The organism is Vibrio sp. 10N.261.55.F4, assembly GCF_041470465.1.
GTDB classification, from domain to species: domain Bacteria; phylum Pseudomonadota; class Gammaproteobacteria; order Enterobacterales; family Vibrionaceae; genus Vibrio; species Vibrio crassostreae_C.
The window spans coordinates 56,929-73,395 of sequence record NZ_JBFRMM010000036.1; the positions used below are offsets into that span (position 1 = coordinate 56,929).

Consider the following 16,467-nt stretch of genomic DNA (forward strand, 5'->3'; position numbering starts at 1 on the left):
CTAGACTTCCTTGGTCACGCGCATCACTTCTTCTAGGGACGTTACCCCTTTCAGAACTTTGCTCAAGCCATCATCTCGAATACTTGGTGTTGTGCCACGAATTGCTTTCTCAATTGCCTGTTCGCCAGCTTCACTGTGAATCAGCTCTTGTACCGAATCGTCAATCATCAATAGCTCATGAATACCAGTACGGCCTCGATAGCCTTTGTGACTGCAGCTTTCACACCCTTTGGCATGGTAAAGCGTTAGGCTGTCTTTCTTCTTCAACCCAAACAGTTTTTTCTGTTCTTTATCCGCTTCGTAAGGTTCTTTACAGTCGTTACACAGGGTGCGAACCAAGCGCTGAGCCAAAACACCCAGCAGCGAAGAAGAGATCAAGAAGGGTTCGATGCCCATATCACGCAGACGCGTAATTGCACCGATTGCCGTATTGGTGTGAAGGGTCGACATCACTAAGTGACCGGTCAAAGAGGCTTGAACAGCGATCTCTGCGGTTTCCAAATCACGGATCTCACCAATCATGACCACATCAGGATCTTGACGAAGAATGGCACGTAAACCACGCGCAAAGGTCATATCAACCTTAGGGTTCACTTGTGTTTGACCAATGCCATCAATATCAAATTCAATTGGGTCTTCAACGGTAAGGATGTTGCGTTCGTTGCTGTTAAGCTCTTGCAGGCCAGCGTACAAGGTCGTTGATTTACCTGAGCCTGTCGGGCCAGTCACCAAGATAATGCCATGTGGGCGCTGAATCAGCTTACGGAAGTTTTCATGGTTTTCTGCTGTCATACCTAAACTGTGCAAGTCTAGACGAGTGGCGTTTTTGTCCAACAGACGCATTACCACACGCTCACCGTGCGAAGAAGGCATGGTTGAAACACGAACATCAACCGCTCGGCCACCAATACGCAAAGAAATACGACCATCTTGTGGCACGCGTTTTTCCGCAATATCCAATTTAGCCATAACCTTTACACGTGACACGAGCAGCGGAGCCAGTTTACGGCTTGGCGCTAGAACATCACGCAGCACACCATCAACTCGGAAACGGATACAAAGTGACTTTTCAAAGGTTTCGATGTGTATATCCGAAGCACCCTCTTTGATCGCCTCACCCAGCATCGCATTGATTAACTTGATGATTGGTGCATCATCTTCTGATTCAAGTAAGTCTTCGTCTTGAGGCAGTTCTTCCGCTAGTGAGAAGAAATCATCACTATCAGCACCAATGTCTTCCATGAGCTGACGAGCTTCCGACGAGTCACGCTGATAAGCATCGGTCAGTTTTTTATCAAACTCATCGAGAGTAATCGCTTGTGGCGTGAAACCATTTTTCACAACACGACTCACTTCAATGATCGCCGCCGATTTCAGTGGCTCAACATAATAAAGTATCGGTGCGCGCTCTGGATGTTGATACTCCAACACCATCTTATAGCGATTCGCAAAGCTAAACGGCAAGCGCTGATAAGTACGTGCCGCCCCTACCAATTCAGCCATTATTCTGTTTCCATCTGATCAATGAAGGCTTGAAGTTCAGCCGGGTAATTCATGCTTTCGCCAAATTTAGGCAATACCGGGATGTTATCGTCTGCCATTAATTTCAGTCCTTGCTCAGCCTTGTACAACTGCTCAGCACGGATGAAGTTGTATTTACGCTGCGTGATACCATCGGCTGTCATACCATCACGAATAATGGTTGGTTTGATGAAGACCATTAGGTTCTTTTTCTCAACCTGAGTACTGGTTGATTTGAACAGGTGTCCTAGAACAGGGATATCGCCCAAGAACGGCACCTTAGATTCACTTTCCAGCGCTCGCTCGTCAATCAAGCCACCCAGCACCAGCATTTGACCGTCTTGAACAATCACTGACGTATTTAGCTGACGCTTAGCAAAACGAACATCTACTGCCCCGTTTGCGCCTAATACGTTCGATACTTCTTGTTCTATTTGCAGCTGAACTGAGTCACCTTCATTGATTTGTGGCACGACTTTTAGCTTGATACCCACTTCTTTACGTTCAACCGTTTGGAATGGGTTATCGTTACTTGAGCCTGCGGTCGAGCCAGTTAAAACAGGCACCTCTTCGCCCACAATGAACGACGCTTCGCCGTTATCCATCACGGTGATACTTGGAGAAGATAGGATATTTGAATTTGAATCGGTCGCTACTGCACTGATCAAGGCAGTCCAGTCACCCATCACTACGCTCATTGCCGCGCCATTAACGCCAGAAAGAGCAGAAGCTAACGTTGAGTAGTCACCGGATTCTGTGGTCGTTTCATTACGCAAAAAGGCGCCATTATCATCATAGACTGCGGTGGTCGTTTCAGTGTCTTTCGCTTCTTCTAAACCAACCATTACGCCACCGATTGACGCACCTGTGTTGCCATACTGAATCACAGCACCAGTATCAAGGTTACCCCATTGCACACCAAGGTTAATGCCATCACCCTCTGCCATCTCGACAATTAGGGCTTCAATCAATACTTGAGCACGACGAATATCCAACTGTGCGATCACATCTTGAAGCGCATTCATGATGTCCGGTTGTGCGGTAATCACCAACGAGTTGGTATCACTGTGAGCGGAGATCATCACTTGGTTACGTTGCGATGAGCTGCCTTTGGTTGAAGATTGCTTTTCTGATTGCAGGTTGTCCGACACGCCTTTCAGCACATCGACTAAATCTTCTGCTTTGGCGTATTTAAGGTAAATTACTTGGTTGTTGCCCTTGGTTGCCATTTCCACATCAAGCTGTTCAATCAACCTTCTTAAACGGCTACGTACCTTAGGGTCACCTGAGATAAGAATCGCATTGGTACGTTCATCGGCAACTAATTTAGGTTGTAGAAATGCAGGTGTGTTTTTCGCATCAGTGGTTTTGCTTAACGCATCAACGATACGTACCATTTCTGCCGCAGAAGCATTCTTTAGCTCAACGACTTCAATCTCTTTATCACCCGCTTGGTCAACACGCTTGATGATTTCAGCTAAACGGTTTACTACCGCCGCTCGGCCTGTAATAAGGATGATGTTGGCTGGGTCGTAGTGCACAACGTTACCCGCGCCTGCATTGTCGTTTAGTTGACGAAGCAGAGGAGAAAGTTCACGTACCGAGACATTACGAACCGTCACAACACGTGTCACCACATTGTCGCCTTTGATCGTGTCACTGTCTCCAACGACTGGAATTGCCGATGTTTTCGAATCTTTGGCCTTGATGATCTTAAGAACACCTGAGTCCATTTCGACAACCGCGTAGCCATACACTTCCAATACGTTTAGGAAGAAGCTGTAATATTGCTCTTCATTGAGTACGTCGTAGCTGCGTACATCGATTTTTCCGCGCACCGAAGGGTCAACGATGATCGTCTTCTCTAGGTTACGACCAACAATATTAATAAACTCTTGAATATCAGTGCCTTTAAAGCTGGCACTAAAATCACTCGCGATGGCTGCGGGTGTGCAGATTAAGCTTCCTGCCAATAACCATGCACTTTTCTTAAACCAATGCTTCACGTACTTCTCCTACACTTTCGTCCTTCGTTAGACGCAAAGTTTTAAAATTCAATAAACACTTCATGTTGTTGACCATCTCTCTCGACGACGAGGTTTAGCTCTGTCAGCTCTGAGATAGAACGGAATATGTTGCCCATCGCTGCGGGGTCTGTCAGGTCTTGCCCATTTAACTGAGTAGCAATATCTCCGTTTTGGAGCCCAACAGAGTTAAAAAGTTCTGAATCTTTGCCAGGGCTCACACGATAACCAATCACTTTATCGTCACGCTTCACCTGAGACAGTCGAACATATTGGAAGATTTGTTGTGGATCTTGCATTATCTTCGCTTTAATTTCGTCTAGCTTCTCTTCTTCGGAAGCGGGGTTATTGCCACGAACAGAAGAAGTGGTACGAGGTGGCGCAGGTGCTGATACCGCTAAACGCTTGTACTCAATACCTTCAAGCATCAAGGTTTCGTCTCGTCCTGAGTTATCAATGATAACGCGGTCGATTAATACCGCTTTTAACTTGGCTCGAGTGCCTTCAATCTCTTCATTAATTCCGTAGGTCGCTTGCGTGCCGCGATTGGCGATCACCGCTAAGCTCAGTTTTGGATTCGAGCTCGCGACTGCACCCACTAAAACGAGGTTTAATCGCGTCTTAGGCGCATCTTGGATAACTTGCTGTTCAACCACAGCGGGCGTGCTTGGGTTGTAAGCACCAAACATGTTGCTCTGCTGCAAAGAAGAGATATCAAGGGTCGATTGAGGTGCTGAAGACGATGAAGCCGTTGCTGTCCAAGGCGCGATAGTTTGCTCAGCAGGTTCGATAAACCATGCAAGCTGCCCTAAGATCCATGCGGAAGCTGCAATCAATACACAACAGGTCGCTAAGCTTAGTTTCTGCTGAAGTACAAATCCATTCTCTAATAAGCGGCTCAACATAGGAGAATTCCCTACGCGATTTTTGAGCTCTAAAAAGTTCACTTTCCTAGTCCCTTTTCATGACGACAAACGCTGCAAATCATTAAACTTTCAGCTTTTTTATTCATTCGTTCGATACCAAGCTTATTTAAGCAATAAGATCCTGAACTATATCATAGCAAATCGATAAATCGGCATAACATGGCTATTTTGTATTATGACTTGAAAAAAATGCCAACCGCCTCCACTTTAAGCTTCTACTTAATGTGATAAGCATCATCAAAAACATGTTGCGCACTGTTCGTTACAGTTAAACCGCATTCATTTCTAACTGAAAAGGCACTGTCCTATATGAAAACGACTAATGAAGCTGTCAGACTCGATAAATGGTTGTGGGCAGCTCGTTTTTACAAAACCCGGTCTATTGCTCGCAACATGGTCGATGGTGGCAAAGTCCACTATAATGGTCAGCGCAGCAAGCCAAGTAAAATTGTCGAACTTGGGGCTGTGATTACACTGCGCCAAGGTAATGAAGAAAAGACGGTAACGATCGAGAAAATCTCAGCCCATCGTGGTGGAGCCCCGATCGCTCAAACCCTCTATGAAGAAACCACCGAAAGCTTGGCAAAAAGAGAAGAGTTTGCACAACAGCGCAAGCTAAATGCTCATAGCCCAGCACCAGAACGTCGCCCAGATAAAAAGCAACGTCGTGACATCATCAAGTTCAAGACTCAATAAGCTAGAAGGAATAGCCAAATGGCAGACCCAATGTCTACAAGTAATGTTTTAAATCGCTACCTATTTGAAGACCTATCAGTACGTGGTGAATTGGTACAGATGGACGAAGCGTACCAACAGATTATTTCTAGCAAGGAATACCCAGCTCCAGTACAAAAGCTGTTGGGTGAGCTACTGGTTTCAACGACGCTACTAACGGCGACCCTAAAGTTTGAAGGTTCTATCACGATGCAGCTGCAAGGTGACGGCCCAGTATCTCTAGCAGTTATCAATGGCGATCACGATCAGAAGATCCGTGGTGTTGCTCGCTTTGAAGGCGATATCGCAGACGACGCAGGTCTACACGCCCTAATGGGTAAAGGTCATCTAGTGATCACTATCGATCCTAAGAAAGGTGAGCGTTACCAAGGTATCGTTGGTCTTGAAGGTGACACGCTTGCACAAGTGCTTGAAGGCTACTTCGCTAACTCTGAACAGCTTAAGACTCGTCTATGGCTGCGCACTGGCGAGCATGAAGGCAAAGCACACGCTGCAGGTATGTTGCTACAAGTAATGCCTGACGGCACCGGTACTCCAGACGACTTCGAGCACCTAGAGCAACTAACAGACACCGTGAAAAACGAAGAGCTATTCACTCTAGAAGCGAACGAACTGCTTTACCGTTTGTACAACCAAGAGAAAGTACAGCTATTCACACCACAACCGGTTGAGTTCTTCTGTGGCTGTTCACGCGATCGAAGTGCAGCAGCAATCATTACTGTTGCTCAAGAAGAGATCTACGACATCCTAAGCACCGAAGGAAGCGTTGGTCTACACTGCGATTACTGTGGCACAAACTACTCGTTCGACAAGAATGATGTTGATGCACTGTACGCAGAAGCAGCAGATAAAGGCAGCAATACGGTTCATTAATTTACGGCGTACCAAAAACACGTAATTTACCCCAAAAAGGTCAGCCCTCAGCTGGCCTTTTTTGTGATCAAAATAGCGCAAACTCCGTAACATCTCGTAATAAAATCACCGCTTAATTTTAATCAATTAATAATGTTCTCGCCCCTAGCGCAAAGGTTTGCGTACAGGATAGACTAGTCGGGCCAATATGTGACGAGACGCTTAAAACCCCATGGCTAATATGGATATTTTTTGAGCTATATCCCTGTTTCCCCCGAGTCTCGTTGCTAGCATGGTGAGCAGATAACAATAAAAAATTAATACAAAATCCCTACAAAATATCCTACAAAATATCCTACAAGGAGCACCTATGACCGTTATGGAACATACAAAGGCTGCACAAATTGATCTAACTAAGCACGGACTGACTGGCGTTACTGAAGTTCTTCGTAATCCTAGCTACGAGCAGTTATTCGTTGAAGAAACACTGCCAGGTTTGGAAGGCTACGAAAAAGGCGTAGTAACGGAACTAGGCTCTGTTGCGGTAGACACTGGTATCTTTACTGGCCGCTCACCAAAAGATAAGTACATTGTTAAAGATGACACGACCCGCGATACCATGTGGTGGTCAGATCAAGGCAAAAATGACAACAAACCGATTACAACTGAAGTATGGAATGAGCTGAAAGAGCTTGTGACAACTCAGCTATCTGGCAAGCGCCTGTTTGTCATCGACGGTTATTGTGGTGCTAACCCTGATACGCGCTTAAGCGTGCGTATTATCACTGAAGTAGCGTGGCAAGCGCACTTCGTTAAGAACATGTTCATTCGTCCAACTGACGAAGAGCTAGCAACGTTCGAACCTGATTTCGTGGTAATGAACGGTGCTAAAACAACTAACCCTAACTGGGAAAAGCAGGGTCTAAACTCTGAAAACTTCGTTGCTTTCAACCTAACAGAGCGCGTTCAAATCATCGGTGGTACTTGGTACGGCGGTGAGATGAAGAAAGGCATGTTCGCAATGATGAACTACCTGCTTCCTCTGCAAGGCATTGCTTCAATGCACTGTAGTGCAAACGTCGGCGAGAAAGGCGATGTAGCCATCTTCTTCGGTCTATCTGGTACAGGTAAAACTACGCTTTCAACCGATCCTAAGCGTGAGCTAATCGGTGATGATGAGCACGGTTGGGATGACGATGGTATCTTCAACTTCGAAGGTGGTTGTTACGCGAAGACGATTCGTCTATCTAAAGAAGCAGAACCTGAAATCTACAATGCAATCCGTCGTGATGCACTACTAGAAAACGTAACAGTTCGTGGTGATGGTTCTATCGATTTTGATGACGGTTCAAAAACTGAGAACACTCGTGTTTCTTACCCGATTCACCACATCGATAACATCGTTAAACCAGTATCAAAAGCCGGTCACGCTCAAAAGGTTATCTTCCTGACTGCTGATGCATTCGGTGTACTGCCACCCGTTTCTAAACTGACTCCAGAGCAAACGAAGTACCACTTCCTATCTGGCTTCACTGCAAAACTAGCGGGCACTGAGCGTGGTATTACTGAGCCAACGCCAACGTTCTCTGCTGCATTTGGTGCGGCATTCTTAACTCTCCACCCAACTCAGTACGCTGAAGTGCTTGTGAAGCGTATGGAAGCAGCTGGCGCTGAAGCTTACCTAGTGAACACAGGTTGGAACGGTACTGGTAAACGTATCTCTATCCAAGATACGCGAGGCATCATCGACGCTATCCTAGATGGCTCAATCGACAACGCTGAAACTAAGGTTATCCCTATGTTTAACCTAGAAGTGCCACTAGCGCTGCACGATGTTGACCCAGCGATCCTTGACCCACGCGATACGTACACTGACCCTCTACAATGGGAAAGCAAAGCGAAAGATCTAGCCGAGCGCTTCATCAACAACTTTGATAAGTACACAGACAACGCTGAAGGTAAGTCACTGGTTGCAGCTGGTCCTCAACTGGACTAATCCAACCATCTGCTCGGGCTTAGCCAAAAGCAAACGCCCAATTTAAAATGATATTTTTGTAGCAAGCCCCTCTTTTGAGGGGCTTTTTTGTTGATGCTTGACCCTTTTTGTTCCACTCTGTTTTAAGACTATTGAAATTTAAGGCTTTCAGGGAATGAAAAAGGTATTCATGGTGTTCGGCATTGTGTTGGCTATCGCCGTTGCAACTATCGCAGCGCTGCTATTAAGCCTGCAGACCCAATACCGTGCGGATGTTGCCAACTTTTTTATCAAACATACGATTGAACAACCTGTATTCATTGAAGATGTTGAGTATCAGGCGCCTTATCACATCACCTTAATGGGCATTACCCAAAGCCAACCAGAAAAGCAAACACCTCTGTATATCGACAAGATCGATCTTTGGTTCAGCCCCAGCTCGATGACAGAGGCCAAACTGGTCTTTGAATCTGTTTTGATCAGCGGCCTACAATTAGAGGCAGACGATCTAAAAACACTGACATCTTTATTTACCCAGCCACACATCAAGCTCCACCAGCTGGCCATCAACAATCTCGACTTTTCGACGCCAGAGTTTAATGCGCGAGGCATCGACCTACAGATCTCCGCCCCAACGTGGAACAACGATAACTCGCTGCTACCTTATGGAAAAACCCAACTCTCTGCCTCACAACTGTATTGGCAAGGTGAGGCATTCGATAATCTGTTGATTGACCTAGACTTAAAACCTAGCGACAGCACCCTTTATGGTGCTTCGTTTGACTGGCGTGGCGCCAAGATTTCTGGGCAAGCTGAACAATATCAACAAGATTGGTCGTTGGTGAATGTGACCGTCGATGGCTTACGACTCAATCAGAAACAGACCCAAAACCTACTAAGCAAAGAGTGGGATGTTGCAGGCATTAAGATTAATCACATCAATAGCTTAGATATTCTGCGTAGCGACGTAGAGTGGCAAGATGGCCACCTCGCTGCCTTTGATGCCTCATTAGAAAATATCCAACTGCCTTTTGAAATCTGGAAACAACAGAAAGCCATTTTTTCTCTACAGGCAGAAGGAGTGACCATTGATGATGACATGTTCATCGAGCCAAGCCTCAAGCTCAACCTAGAAGCAAACCGGATTCTGATTGAGGATTTCTATACTCAATTCCTGCAGGGCACTGTTCAGCTCAATGGCGAAGTAGCCCCTAGCAGCATTCAATTGGCGCAGCTCGACCTGCAAGGCATCAAGTGGATTACCGAAAACCAAGATAGCCCTCTACCGGCCGCTCGCCTATTGCCTTGGCTCACACAGCTCCAGAACGTCGAGATTAACCGACTTAATATAGAACGCAGCCAACTTATCCAACTAGCACAAACGCCTTACTGGCAGGTCTCTGGATTACATGTCGAGGGGCATCAAGTTCAACTGCTGCAAGATAGAAAACTGGGCTTGTGGCAAGGGAAGCTGATGGCGAGCGCCAATGATGCCAGCTACCAAAATATTCTCAGCGCACAGCCTGTGGTTGAGATGAATAGCGAACAAGGAAAATGGACGCTGACTCGTCTGTTTGCACCACTCAGGAATGGCTACATTGAAGCCAATGCAACGCTCGATTTTAACCAAATCAGCAAGCCATGGAGCTTAGATATTTCTGCCGATGGGTTACCCATTGCGCCTATGCTGCAGCGACTTGAATTACCACTCGATGCAACCGGCTATGGCGAGTTTGAATTTCAAGCCGCAGGTTTATATGGCGACTCACTGATGCTCGGTTACTCAACCACAGGGCAACTCACTGGCAGCGTTCGCCAGGGTGTGATGACCTTTAATGACAAGCTTTCTGAAACATCGACTGATAACGTGTTTGAAATTCCAGAGCTTAATGCGCATTTTGACCGTGGGCGCTTCACTCTCGAACCGATGCACATTATTGGTGCGTCAGCAGCAGAGCAAGGCGAACAAAGGGTTCAAACGCTCAATGGCGAGGCTTCTGGAGAACTCGACTTGCTTAAAGCCGAGCAACACACCCTCTCGATTACCCTATCGGACCCATGTCATCAAATCTCAGGAAAGCTCACCCAAGCTGAGTATTCGGAGATTAACGACTGCCAACAAAAAAACGCCACTCCACAGGAGTAGCGCCTTGTATCTTTAATCTGTATCTGTTAGCCAGTGTCAGCTATACGTTTACGTTGGAGTCTGTTGATAATCGCTTTTTGTAGTCAGGGATCAGCATATAGGTTCCCGTAAACTCTACCGCTTCCACATCGCCGCTATGAATGGTCACGTGAATGATGATACGTGCCTTTCTTCCTGACGCAAGGCGGTCCAAGTCACCACTGATCCCATCCAATGAAGTAGAGGCAACAGGGTTTTGCTCAACCGGGTGACGATAACGAATATTACTGTCTGCCAGCACGATATCACCGGTCAGCCCGCGTTCTTTCATCAATAACCAAGTCATCCCCCAACCAGTTAAGGTCGCTAAGGTAAAGGCAGAGCCTGCAAACATGGTATTATGCGGGTTCAAATTGGGATTCAGCTGAGCACTACACTCAAATTGGTAACCCGTGTATTGGTTGATCTTGATGCCCATCTTGTCACTGATCGGGATCTGATGTTCCCAGCGCTGCTGAAGCTCATTACACCACTCAGGCTTACGCAGAACGTCTGCCATTGGGTCAAGATGCTTAACCATCTGTTGGTGACGCACAGGGCCACGTTGATCGTTAATCTCACCGCGACGTTCAAATTCATTCTTCTCATAGAATGAGATCGCATCTTCACGTGCATTACACACCAAGCGCTTAGCACCCTCTTGGCGAGCCAATGACTCAAGTGCGACTAGAATCAACGAACCCATGCCTTTACTTTGGCGAGATTTCTTCACCGCCATATAGCGGATCTGACCTTCCAGATCTGGGGTGATATACAGACGACCAATCGCCATCGGGCGACCACGACCATCAACAATCATGCGATGGTGACTCATTGGGTCATATTCATCGCGCTCAGAACCTACCGGCATTCGCCAAGGTTCACGGAGCATCTGCCAACGAAAATGGTAATACTTGTTTAGCTGATTTTCGGTGGTTGGTGTTATGAGTTTAAACATGCTTATTCCTTTAAGCCTAAACCTGCAGCCAGAATGTCACTGGGCCATCATTAACCAAAGACACTTTCATGTCGGCTGCGAATCGGCCACGTTCCGTTGGTAACACTGATTCACACTGGTCAGAGAAATAGTTATAAAGACGCTCAGCATCTTCTGGGTGAGCACCACGAGAGAACCCTGCTCGAGTCCCTTTCTTGGTATCGGCCGGCAGAGTGAATTGAGACACCACTAATACCTTACCTTCTACTTGCTTCACGTTGAGGTTCATTTTATCGTCTTCGTCTCCAAAGACACGATAAGTGGTCACTCGTTCCATCAAACGTTTGGCTTTGGCTTCGTCGTCACCTTTTTCTACGCCTAACAAAACTAATAAGCCTTGTTCAATCTCACCAACTACTTCGCCATCAACACGGACGGCAGCTTCACTTACTCTCTGGATCAGTGCTATCACTGTTGTTTCCTTGCTCTGTGATTTTGTCGTTATCCGAAGAGTGTACCATTTCTTTCGAGTCACTCCACTGTTCCTGCTCACCCAATGCAGCGGTCACCTCAGCACCCACCAGCACAATCAACCAGCACAAATAAACCCAGACAAAAAGAATGGGAATCGCCGCCAATGCGCCATAAATCAACTGGTAAGAAGGGAATTGAGTAATGTAGGCCGCGAAGCCTTTCTTACTGAGTTCGAACAACAGAGCCGCCACTAGAGAACCTGCAGCCGCATGAGAAAAGTGTATCTTTTTGTTGGGAACCAACAGGTACAGACCGAAAAACGCAAAGAAAGAGAGAATCAAAGGCAGTTTGCGAATTACGGTATTAAAGGCGCCAGATACGACTTCATTTTGTAGCAGACTGAGCGATGTCACATACGAAGTGGCAGCAATACTCGCCCCAACCAAGATCGGCCCAAGTGTTAGCACCATCCAGTACATTGAGAACGACAATACCGCACGTCGCTTCTCATTAACACGCCAGATGTAGTTTAGGTTCTTATCGATATTCGAGATCAACATCAGTGCCGCAATGAACAAGAACACACTACCGACCGCCGTCATCTTACCCGTGTTGGCAACAAACTCGAGCAAGGCACCGTGCACCGCATCTCCTGACGCTGGAACAAAGTTGATAATAACGAAGTTTTGAATCACGATACCAACATCAGCAAAGATGGAAAATGATGACAAGATAGAGAGCAGAACCGTCAACATCGGTACGATCGAGAGCAAAGTAATGTACGCCAAGTAGCCCGCATTCACGTTGACTCTATCGTGCGTCATTCGCGCCAAAAGATAGCGAGAAAACTGAATACTGAGTGTGGCGACCTTTTTTATCTTCAACTTGTAACTCCCTTGTAACTCGTTCATAGTCCTAATTAATATTCCGACATATTAATCACAGTAAGTAAATGTTCAAAAATAGCGCAGGAAAAAGGCTTGAGAACAAGGCAGATTTTTTGATAAGTAGTTATTCTACAATCAAAAATTCTAACGCCGTTATCGAGCATTTTAACAAGCTAGGTTGGGCAGTTATTTACTACGATTGATATTATTTAACTATAGGAAACTAGGATGCCTTATTTAATAGTTATAGTCCTCTCTATTTTTACTCTTACTGGATGCCAATCAGCTTATTACTCCGCAATGGAGCAAGTGGGCTATCACAAGCGTGACATTATGGTTGATAGAGTGGAAGACGCTAAAGAGTCACAGCAGGATGCTCAGGAAGAGTTTACCAGCGCACTTGAAGCCTTGAGTAGCCTGACTAATTTCAGTGGCGGCGACCTTGAAGACATGTACAACCAAATCAACGATAAATACCAAGACAGCGAGAAAGCCGCGCAAAATGTCAGTGACCGCATTGCTGCGATTGAAGATGTGTCGGATGCGCTGTTTGAAGAGTGGCAGAGTGAGTTAGATCTCTACACCAGTGATTCACTGCGCCGCTCGAGCGAGCAAAAGCTTCGTGAAACTAAATTGTCTTACCAAACGATGCTGTCAGCAATGAAGCGCGCCGAGAAGAAAATGGACCCAGTGCTCAATACCCTTCGCGACAACACGCTTTACTTGAAGCACAACCTCAATGCGAGCGCTGTCGACTCGCTGCAAGGTGAGTTTATGAGCTTAGAAAAAGACATCGCCTACGCAATAGAACAGATGAATGCTGCGATCGCCGAATCGGATAAGTTCCTTGCTCAACTAAACCAGAAATAACGCCCGTAGGCACAAATAAAGATAAGCCCGTATGAACCCAATCATTATAACTGGCGGCCCTGGTGCCGGAAAAACCACACTGATAAATGCGTTGGCTGGTGCGAGTTACCCCACCTTCGCAGAGTCCTCTCGCCAGTTAATAGAACAGCAAAGTCAGCTTGAAAACGGTATCTTGCCTTGGGTAGACCTTCCCGGCTTTGCTGAGCTTTGTTTAGGTGTGATGAGCGAGCAAAAAGACCAAGCCAATCAACATCCGATTGCCTTTCTCGATCGCGCTATTCCAGACATTTGTGGCTATTTGGCTCAGGCTAACCTAGAGATAGATGCGGCCTACCGAGAAGCAAGCAAAGGCTACCACTCACAAGCCTTGTTCTGTCGCCCTGAGGCTTCAATTTATGTACAAGATGATGTGAGACCTTATCCGTTTGAGGAAGCGCTAGAGATTCACCACGCTTTAGAAAGAGTCTACCAAGAACTTGGCTATGAGGTGGTTGAAGTGCCGTTTATGCCAGTCGAAGAACGGCTTCAATTCGTTGAGCGTTACTTAGGTATCAAAAGCTAGATCCCCAACTCGGTCGTTCCTCCCTCTTGAGGATGACGAAATCTCGTTTAACCGTATCTAAACAAACTAAAAAACAAAAGCCCCGAGCAGCTAGGCTACTCGGGGCTTTCTTACTTATTCTAAAACGTATTGCTTGTTAGCTAGAAGCTAGTCAGCTGGCAATTAAGCCTTAGCTGGACGTGCTGCACGCTTACGTTCGTTTTCAGTAAGAAGCTTCTTACGGATACGAATGCTTACTGGCGTTACTTCTACTAGTTCGTCTTCGTCGATGAACTCAAGAGCTTGCTCTAGAGTGTGACGGATAGGTGGCGAAAGAACCTGTGCTTCATCAGTACCAGATGCACGAACGTTCGTTAGCTGCTTACCTTTCAGACAGTTTACTGTTAGGTCGTTTGAACGGTTGTGAATACCGATGATTTGACCTTCGTATACTTCATCCGCGTGCTCAGCAAATAGACGACCACGTTCTTGTAGGTTGAATAGTGCGTAAGTCAGAGCTTTACCAGTTGCGTTCGAGATTAGAACACCGTTGTTACGTTGACCGATTACGCCGCCTTTGTGAGGACCGTAGTGATCAAATGAGTGGTAAAGAAGACCAGAACCAGACGTTAGAGTTAGGAACTCAGTTTGGAAACCGATAAGACCACGAGAAGGCATCATGAAGTCCATGCGAACACGGCCTTTGCCATCTGGAGACATATCAGTTAGCTCACCTTTACGTAGACCGATGTTTTCCATGATGCCACCTTGGTGCTCTTCAAGCACGTCGATAGTCACAGTTTCAAACGGTTCAGTTAGGTTGCCATCTTCATCTTTCTTGATGATAACTTCTGGACGAGATACAGCTAGCTCGAAACCTTCACGACGCATGTTTTCGATCAGGATAGATAGGTGAAGTTCACCACGACCTGAAACACGGAAACGATCTGGGTTATCAGTTTCTTCAACACGTAGTGCAACGTTGTGTACTAGTTCTTTCTCTAGACGCTCAAGGATGTTACGTGAAGTAACGAACTTACCTTCTTTACCCGCGAACGGAGAAGTGTTTACTTGGAACGTCATTGTTACTGTTGGTTCATCAACAGAAAGCGGAGTCATTGCTTCAACATTGTTTACGTCACAGATAGTGTCTGAAATTTTCAGCTCACCAAGACCAGTGATTGCAATGATGTCGCCAGCGTTAGCTTGCTCAACTTCGTGACGGTCAAGACCTAGGTAACCAAGAACTGTACCTACTTTACCGTTACGTTTTTTGCCTTCTGCATTTACGATAGTTACTTGTTGGTTTGGTTTAACAGAACCACGAGTAACACGAGCAACACCGATAACACCTACGTAAGAGCTGTAATCAAGTTGCGAAATTTGCATTTGTAGTGGACCGTCAAGGTCAACTGCAGGCGCGTCTACTGTATCAACAACAGCTTGGAACAATGGTTCCATGTTCTCGCCAGTTTCGCCTTCAGTCATTGTTGCCCAACCGTTCAGAGCTGAAGCGTAAACAACTGTGAAGTCTAGTTGCTCATCAGTAGCACCTAGGTTGTCGAAAAGGTCGAATACTTGATCCATAACCCAATCAGGACGAGCGCCTGGGCGGTCAATCTTGTTGATTACAACGATTGGCTTAAGACCGTGTGCGAATGCTTTTTGCGTTACGAAACGAGTTTGAGGCATTGGGCCATCAACTGCGTCAACGATAAGCAGAACAGAGTCAACCATAGACATGATACGCTCAACTTCACCACCGAAGTCCGCGTGTCCCGGAGTATCTACGATGTTGATGCGGTAATCATTCCAGTTGATTGCTGTGTTCTTAGCAAGAATGGTAATGCCACGCTCTTTTTCGATGTCATTCGAATCCATGACACGCTCTTCAGCTTCACCACGAGACTCAAGAGTGCCTGACTGTTGTAGCAGTTTATCAACCAAAGTCGTTTTACCGTGGTCAACGTGCGCGATGATCGCGATATTTCTTAACTTATCAATCTGTGGAGTAGACATGGATTCTCGATTCACTCATAAAAGTAGCCGTCACTTATCTCAAAAGTTTGGATAATAACCGCTAGCTTGATTTAAAAAACGGTCAATAATATACCAGATTCTAGACAAAAACCCAGAAATATGTGATCTGAACCGGGGCTTTTTTCTTTATTAGCGATTCATATCCGCTTAACTTTGATTCAGTACAGTGTTGAACAGCCCAATTCGTAGGACTCTAAAAAAGTATCACCTGCGAGTGGCGAACCAAATCTCCCGCAAAATAACAAAAGTGGATTGACAACTTAGGCAATTCATTGCTGAATGGTGCTCGCTTATGTCTCATATTGGTGCACAGACAAACAATTGCACCAATAAGGTGCGCCCGGAGATCATTTTGGTGCAAAAACCAAATTAAGCAAAACCGAAAAACAAGTAAATCATTGAAATTAATGGAATAATTTTTTTGGCACGTTTTTGGCTATAGATAAATCAGCATCGATTAATGCACTTATAGACATTAATCAATGCTAGTTTCAACCGAATCGAGCTAATACCGAATTAAT

General features: G+C 45.9%; 13 protein-coding genes. 6 read left to right on the plus strand and 7 right to left on the minus strand.

Annotation, left to right across the window (positions count from 1 at the left end; all coding sequences use genetic code 11):
• From gspE to gspC, 3 genes are read right to left on the minus strand one after another with little or no spacing between them, the layout of a single operon-like run.
• A complete protein-coding gene (gene gspE, locus AB4249_RS16995) occupies nt 1-1,503 on the minus strand; it encodes a type II secretion system ATPase GspE (protein WP_065585034.1) in 1,503 nt (500 codons plus the stop codon).
• Nucleotides 1,503-3,527, minus strand: coding sequence for a type II secretion system secretin GspD (gspD, locus tag AB4249_RS17000; RefSeq protein WP_102332599.1), 2,025 nt, complete (start codon nt 3,525-3,527; stop codon nt 1,503-1,505). Before gspD ends, gspE begins: the two co-directional genes overlap by 1 nt.
• A gap of 41 nt (nt 3,528-3,568) precedes the next feature.
• Nucleotides 3,569-4,450 carry a type II secretion system protein GspC gene (gene gspC / locus AB4249_RS17005; protein WP_136979216.1) on the minus strand — a complete coding sequence of 294 codons (882 nt, stop codon included), beginning with the start codon at nt 4,448-4,450 and terminating at the stop codon, nt 3,569-3,571.
• Between the two features lie 330 nt (nt 4,451-4,780).
• Here gspC and hslR point away from each other — a divergent pair, with 330 nt between their 5' ends.
• The 4 genes from hslR to AB4249_RS17025 all read left to right on the plus strand — a co-directional run bounded on the left by hslR (nt 4,781) and on the right by AB4249_RS17025 (nt 10,179).
• A complete protein-coding gene (gene hslR / locus AB4249_RS17010; RefSeq protein ID WP_017067336.1) occupies nt 4,781-5,167 on the plus strand; it encodes a ribosome-associated heat shock protein Hsp15 in 387 nt (128 codons plus the stop codon).
• Between the two features lie 18 nt (nt 5,168-5,185).
• A complete protein-coding gene (hslO, locus tag AB4249_RS17015) occupies nt 5,186-6,079 on the plus strand; it encodes an Hsp33 family molecular chaperone HslO (protein WP_017063067.1) in 894 nt (297 codons plus the stop codon).
• 349 nt (nt 6,080-6,428) lie between these two features.
• Complete coding sequence (gene pckA, locus AB4249_RS17020) at nt 6,429-8,054, plus strand: phosphoenolpyruvate carboxykinase (ATP) (RefSeq protein ID WP_017062492.1); 1,626 nt, start codon at nt 6,429-6,431, stop codon at nt 8,052-8,054.
• A gap of 154 nt (nt 8,055-8,208) precedes the next feature.
• Complete coding sequence (locus AB4249_RS17025; protein WP_372104102.1) at nt 8,209-10,179, plus strand: AsmA family protein; 1,971 nt, start codon at nt 8,209-8,211, stop codon at nt 10,177-10,179.
• A gap of 40 nt (nt 10,180-10,219) precedes the next feature.
• Here the strand turns inward: AB4249_RS17025 and AB4249_RS17030 are convergent, their stop codons facing one another.
• The 3 genes from AB4249_RS17030 to AB4249_RS17040 are packed head-to-tail and all read right to left on the minus strand — an operon-like array spanning nt 10,220 to nt 12,519.
• A complete protein-coding gene (locus tag AB4249_RS17030) occupies nt 10,220-11,155 on the minus strand; it encodes a bifunctional GNAT family N-acetyltransferase/hotdog fold thioesterase (RefSeq protein WP_017065806.1) in 936 nt (311 codons plus the stop codon).
• A gap of 16 nt (nt 11,156-11,171) precedes the next feature.
• Nucleotides 11,172-11,606, minus strand: coding sequence for a D-aminoacyl-tRNA deacylase (dtd, locus tag AB4249_RS17035; RefSeq protein WP_004735590.1), 435 nt, complete (start codon nt 11,604-11,606; stop codon nt 11,172-11,174).
• On the minus strand, nt 11,578-12,519 hold the full coding sequence (locus tag AB4249_RS17040; RefSeq protein ID WP_229648024.1) for a virulence factor BrkB family protein: 942 nt from the start codon (nt 12,517-12,519) through the stop codon (nt 11,578-11,580). Before AB4249_RS17040 ends, dtd begins: the two co-directional genes overlap by 29 nt.
• Nucleotides 12,520-12,723: 204 nt before the next feature.
• On the opposite strand from AB4249_RS17040, the gene AB4249_RS17045 reads away from it, so the two are divergent.
• Together AB4249_RS17045 and AB4249_RS17050 are read left to right on the plus strand one after the other, a co-directional pair.
• Entirely contained in the window at nt 12,724-13,365 is a 642-nt protein-coding gene (locus AB4249_RS17045) for a DUF2959 domain-containing protein (RefSeq protein WP_372058868.1), read from the plus strand.
• 31 nt (nt 13,366-13,396) lie between these two features.
• Complete coding sequence (locus AB4249_RS17050) at nt 13,397-13,927, plus strand: AAA family ATPase (RefSeq protein WP_017063061.1); 531 nt, start codon at nt 13,397-13,399, stop codon at nt 13,925-13,927.
• A gap of 162 nt (nt 13,928-14,089) precedes the next feature.
• Here AB4249_RS17050 and typA read toward each other — a convergent pair whose 3' ends face one another.
• Complete coding sequence (typA, locus tag AB4249_RS17055) at nt 14,090-15,925, minus strand: translational GTPase TypA (protein ID WP_017059220.1); 1,836 nt, start codon at nt 15,923-15,925, stop codon at nt 14,090-14,092.
• Between the last annotated feature and the right edge of the window lie 542 nt (nt 15,926-16,467).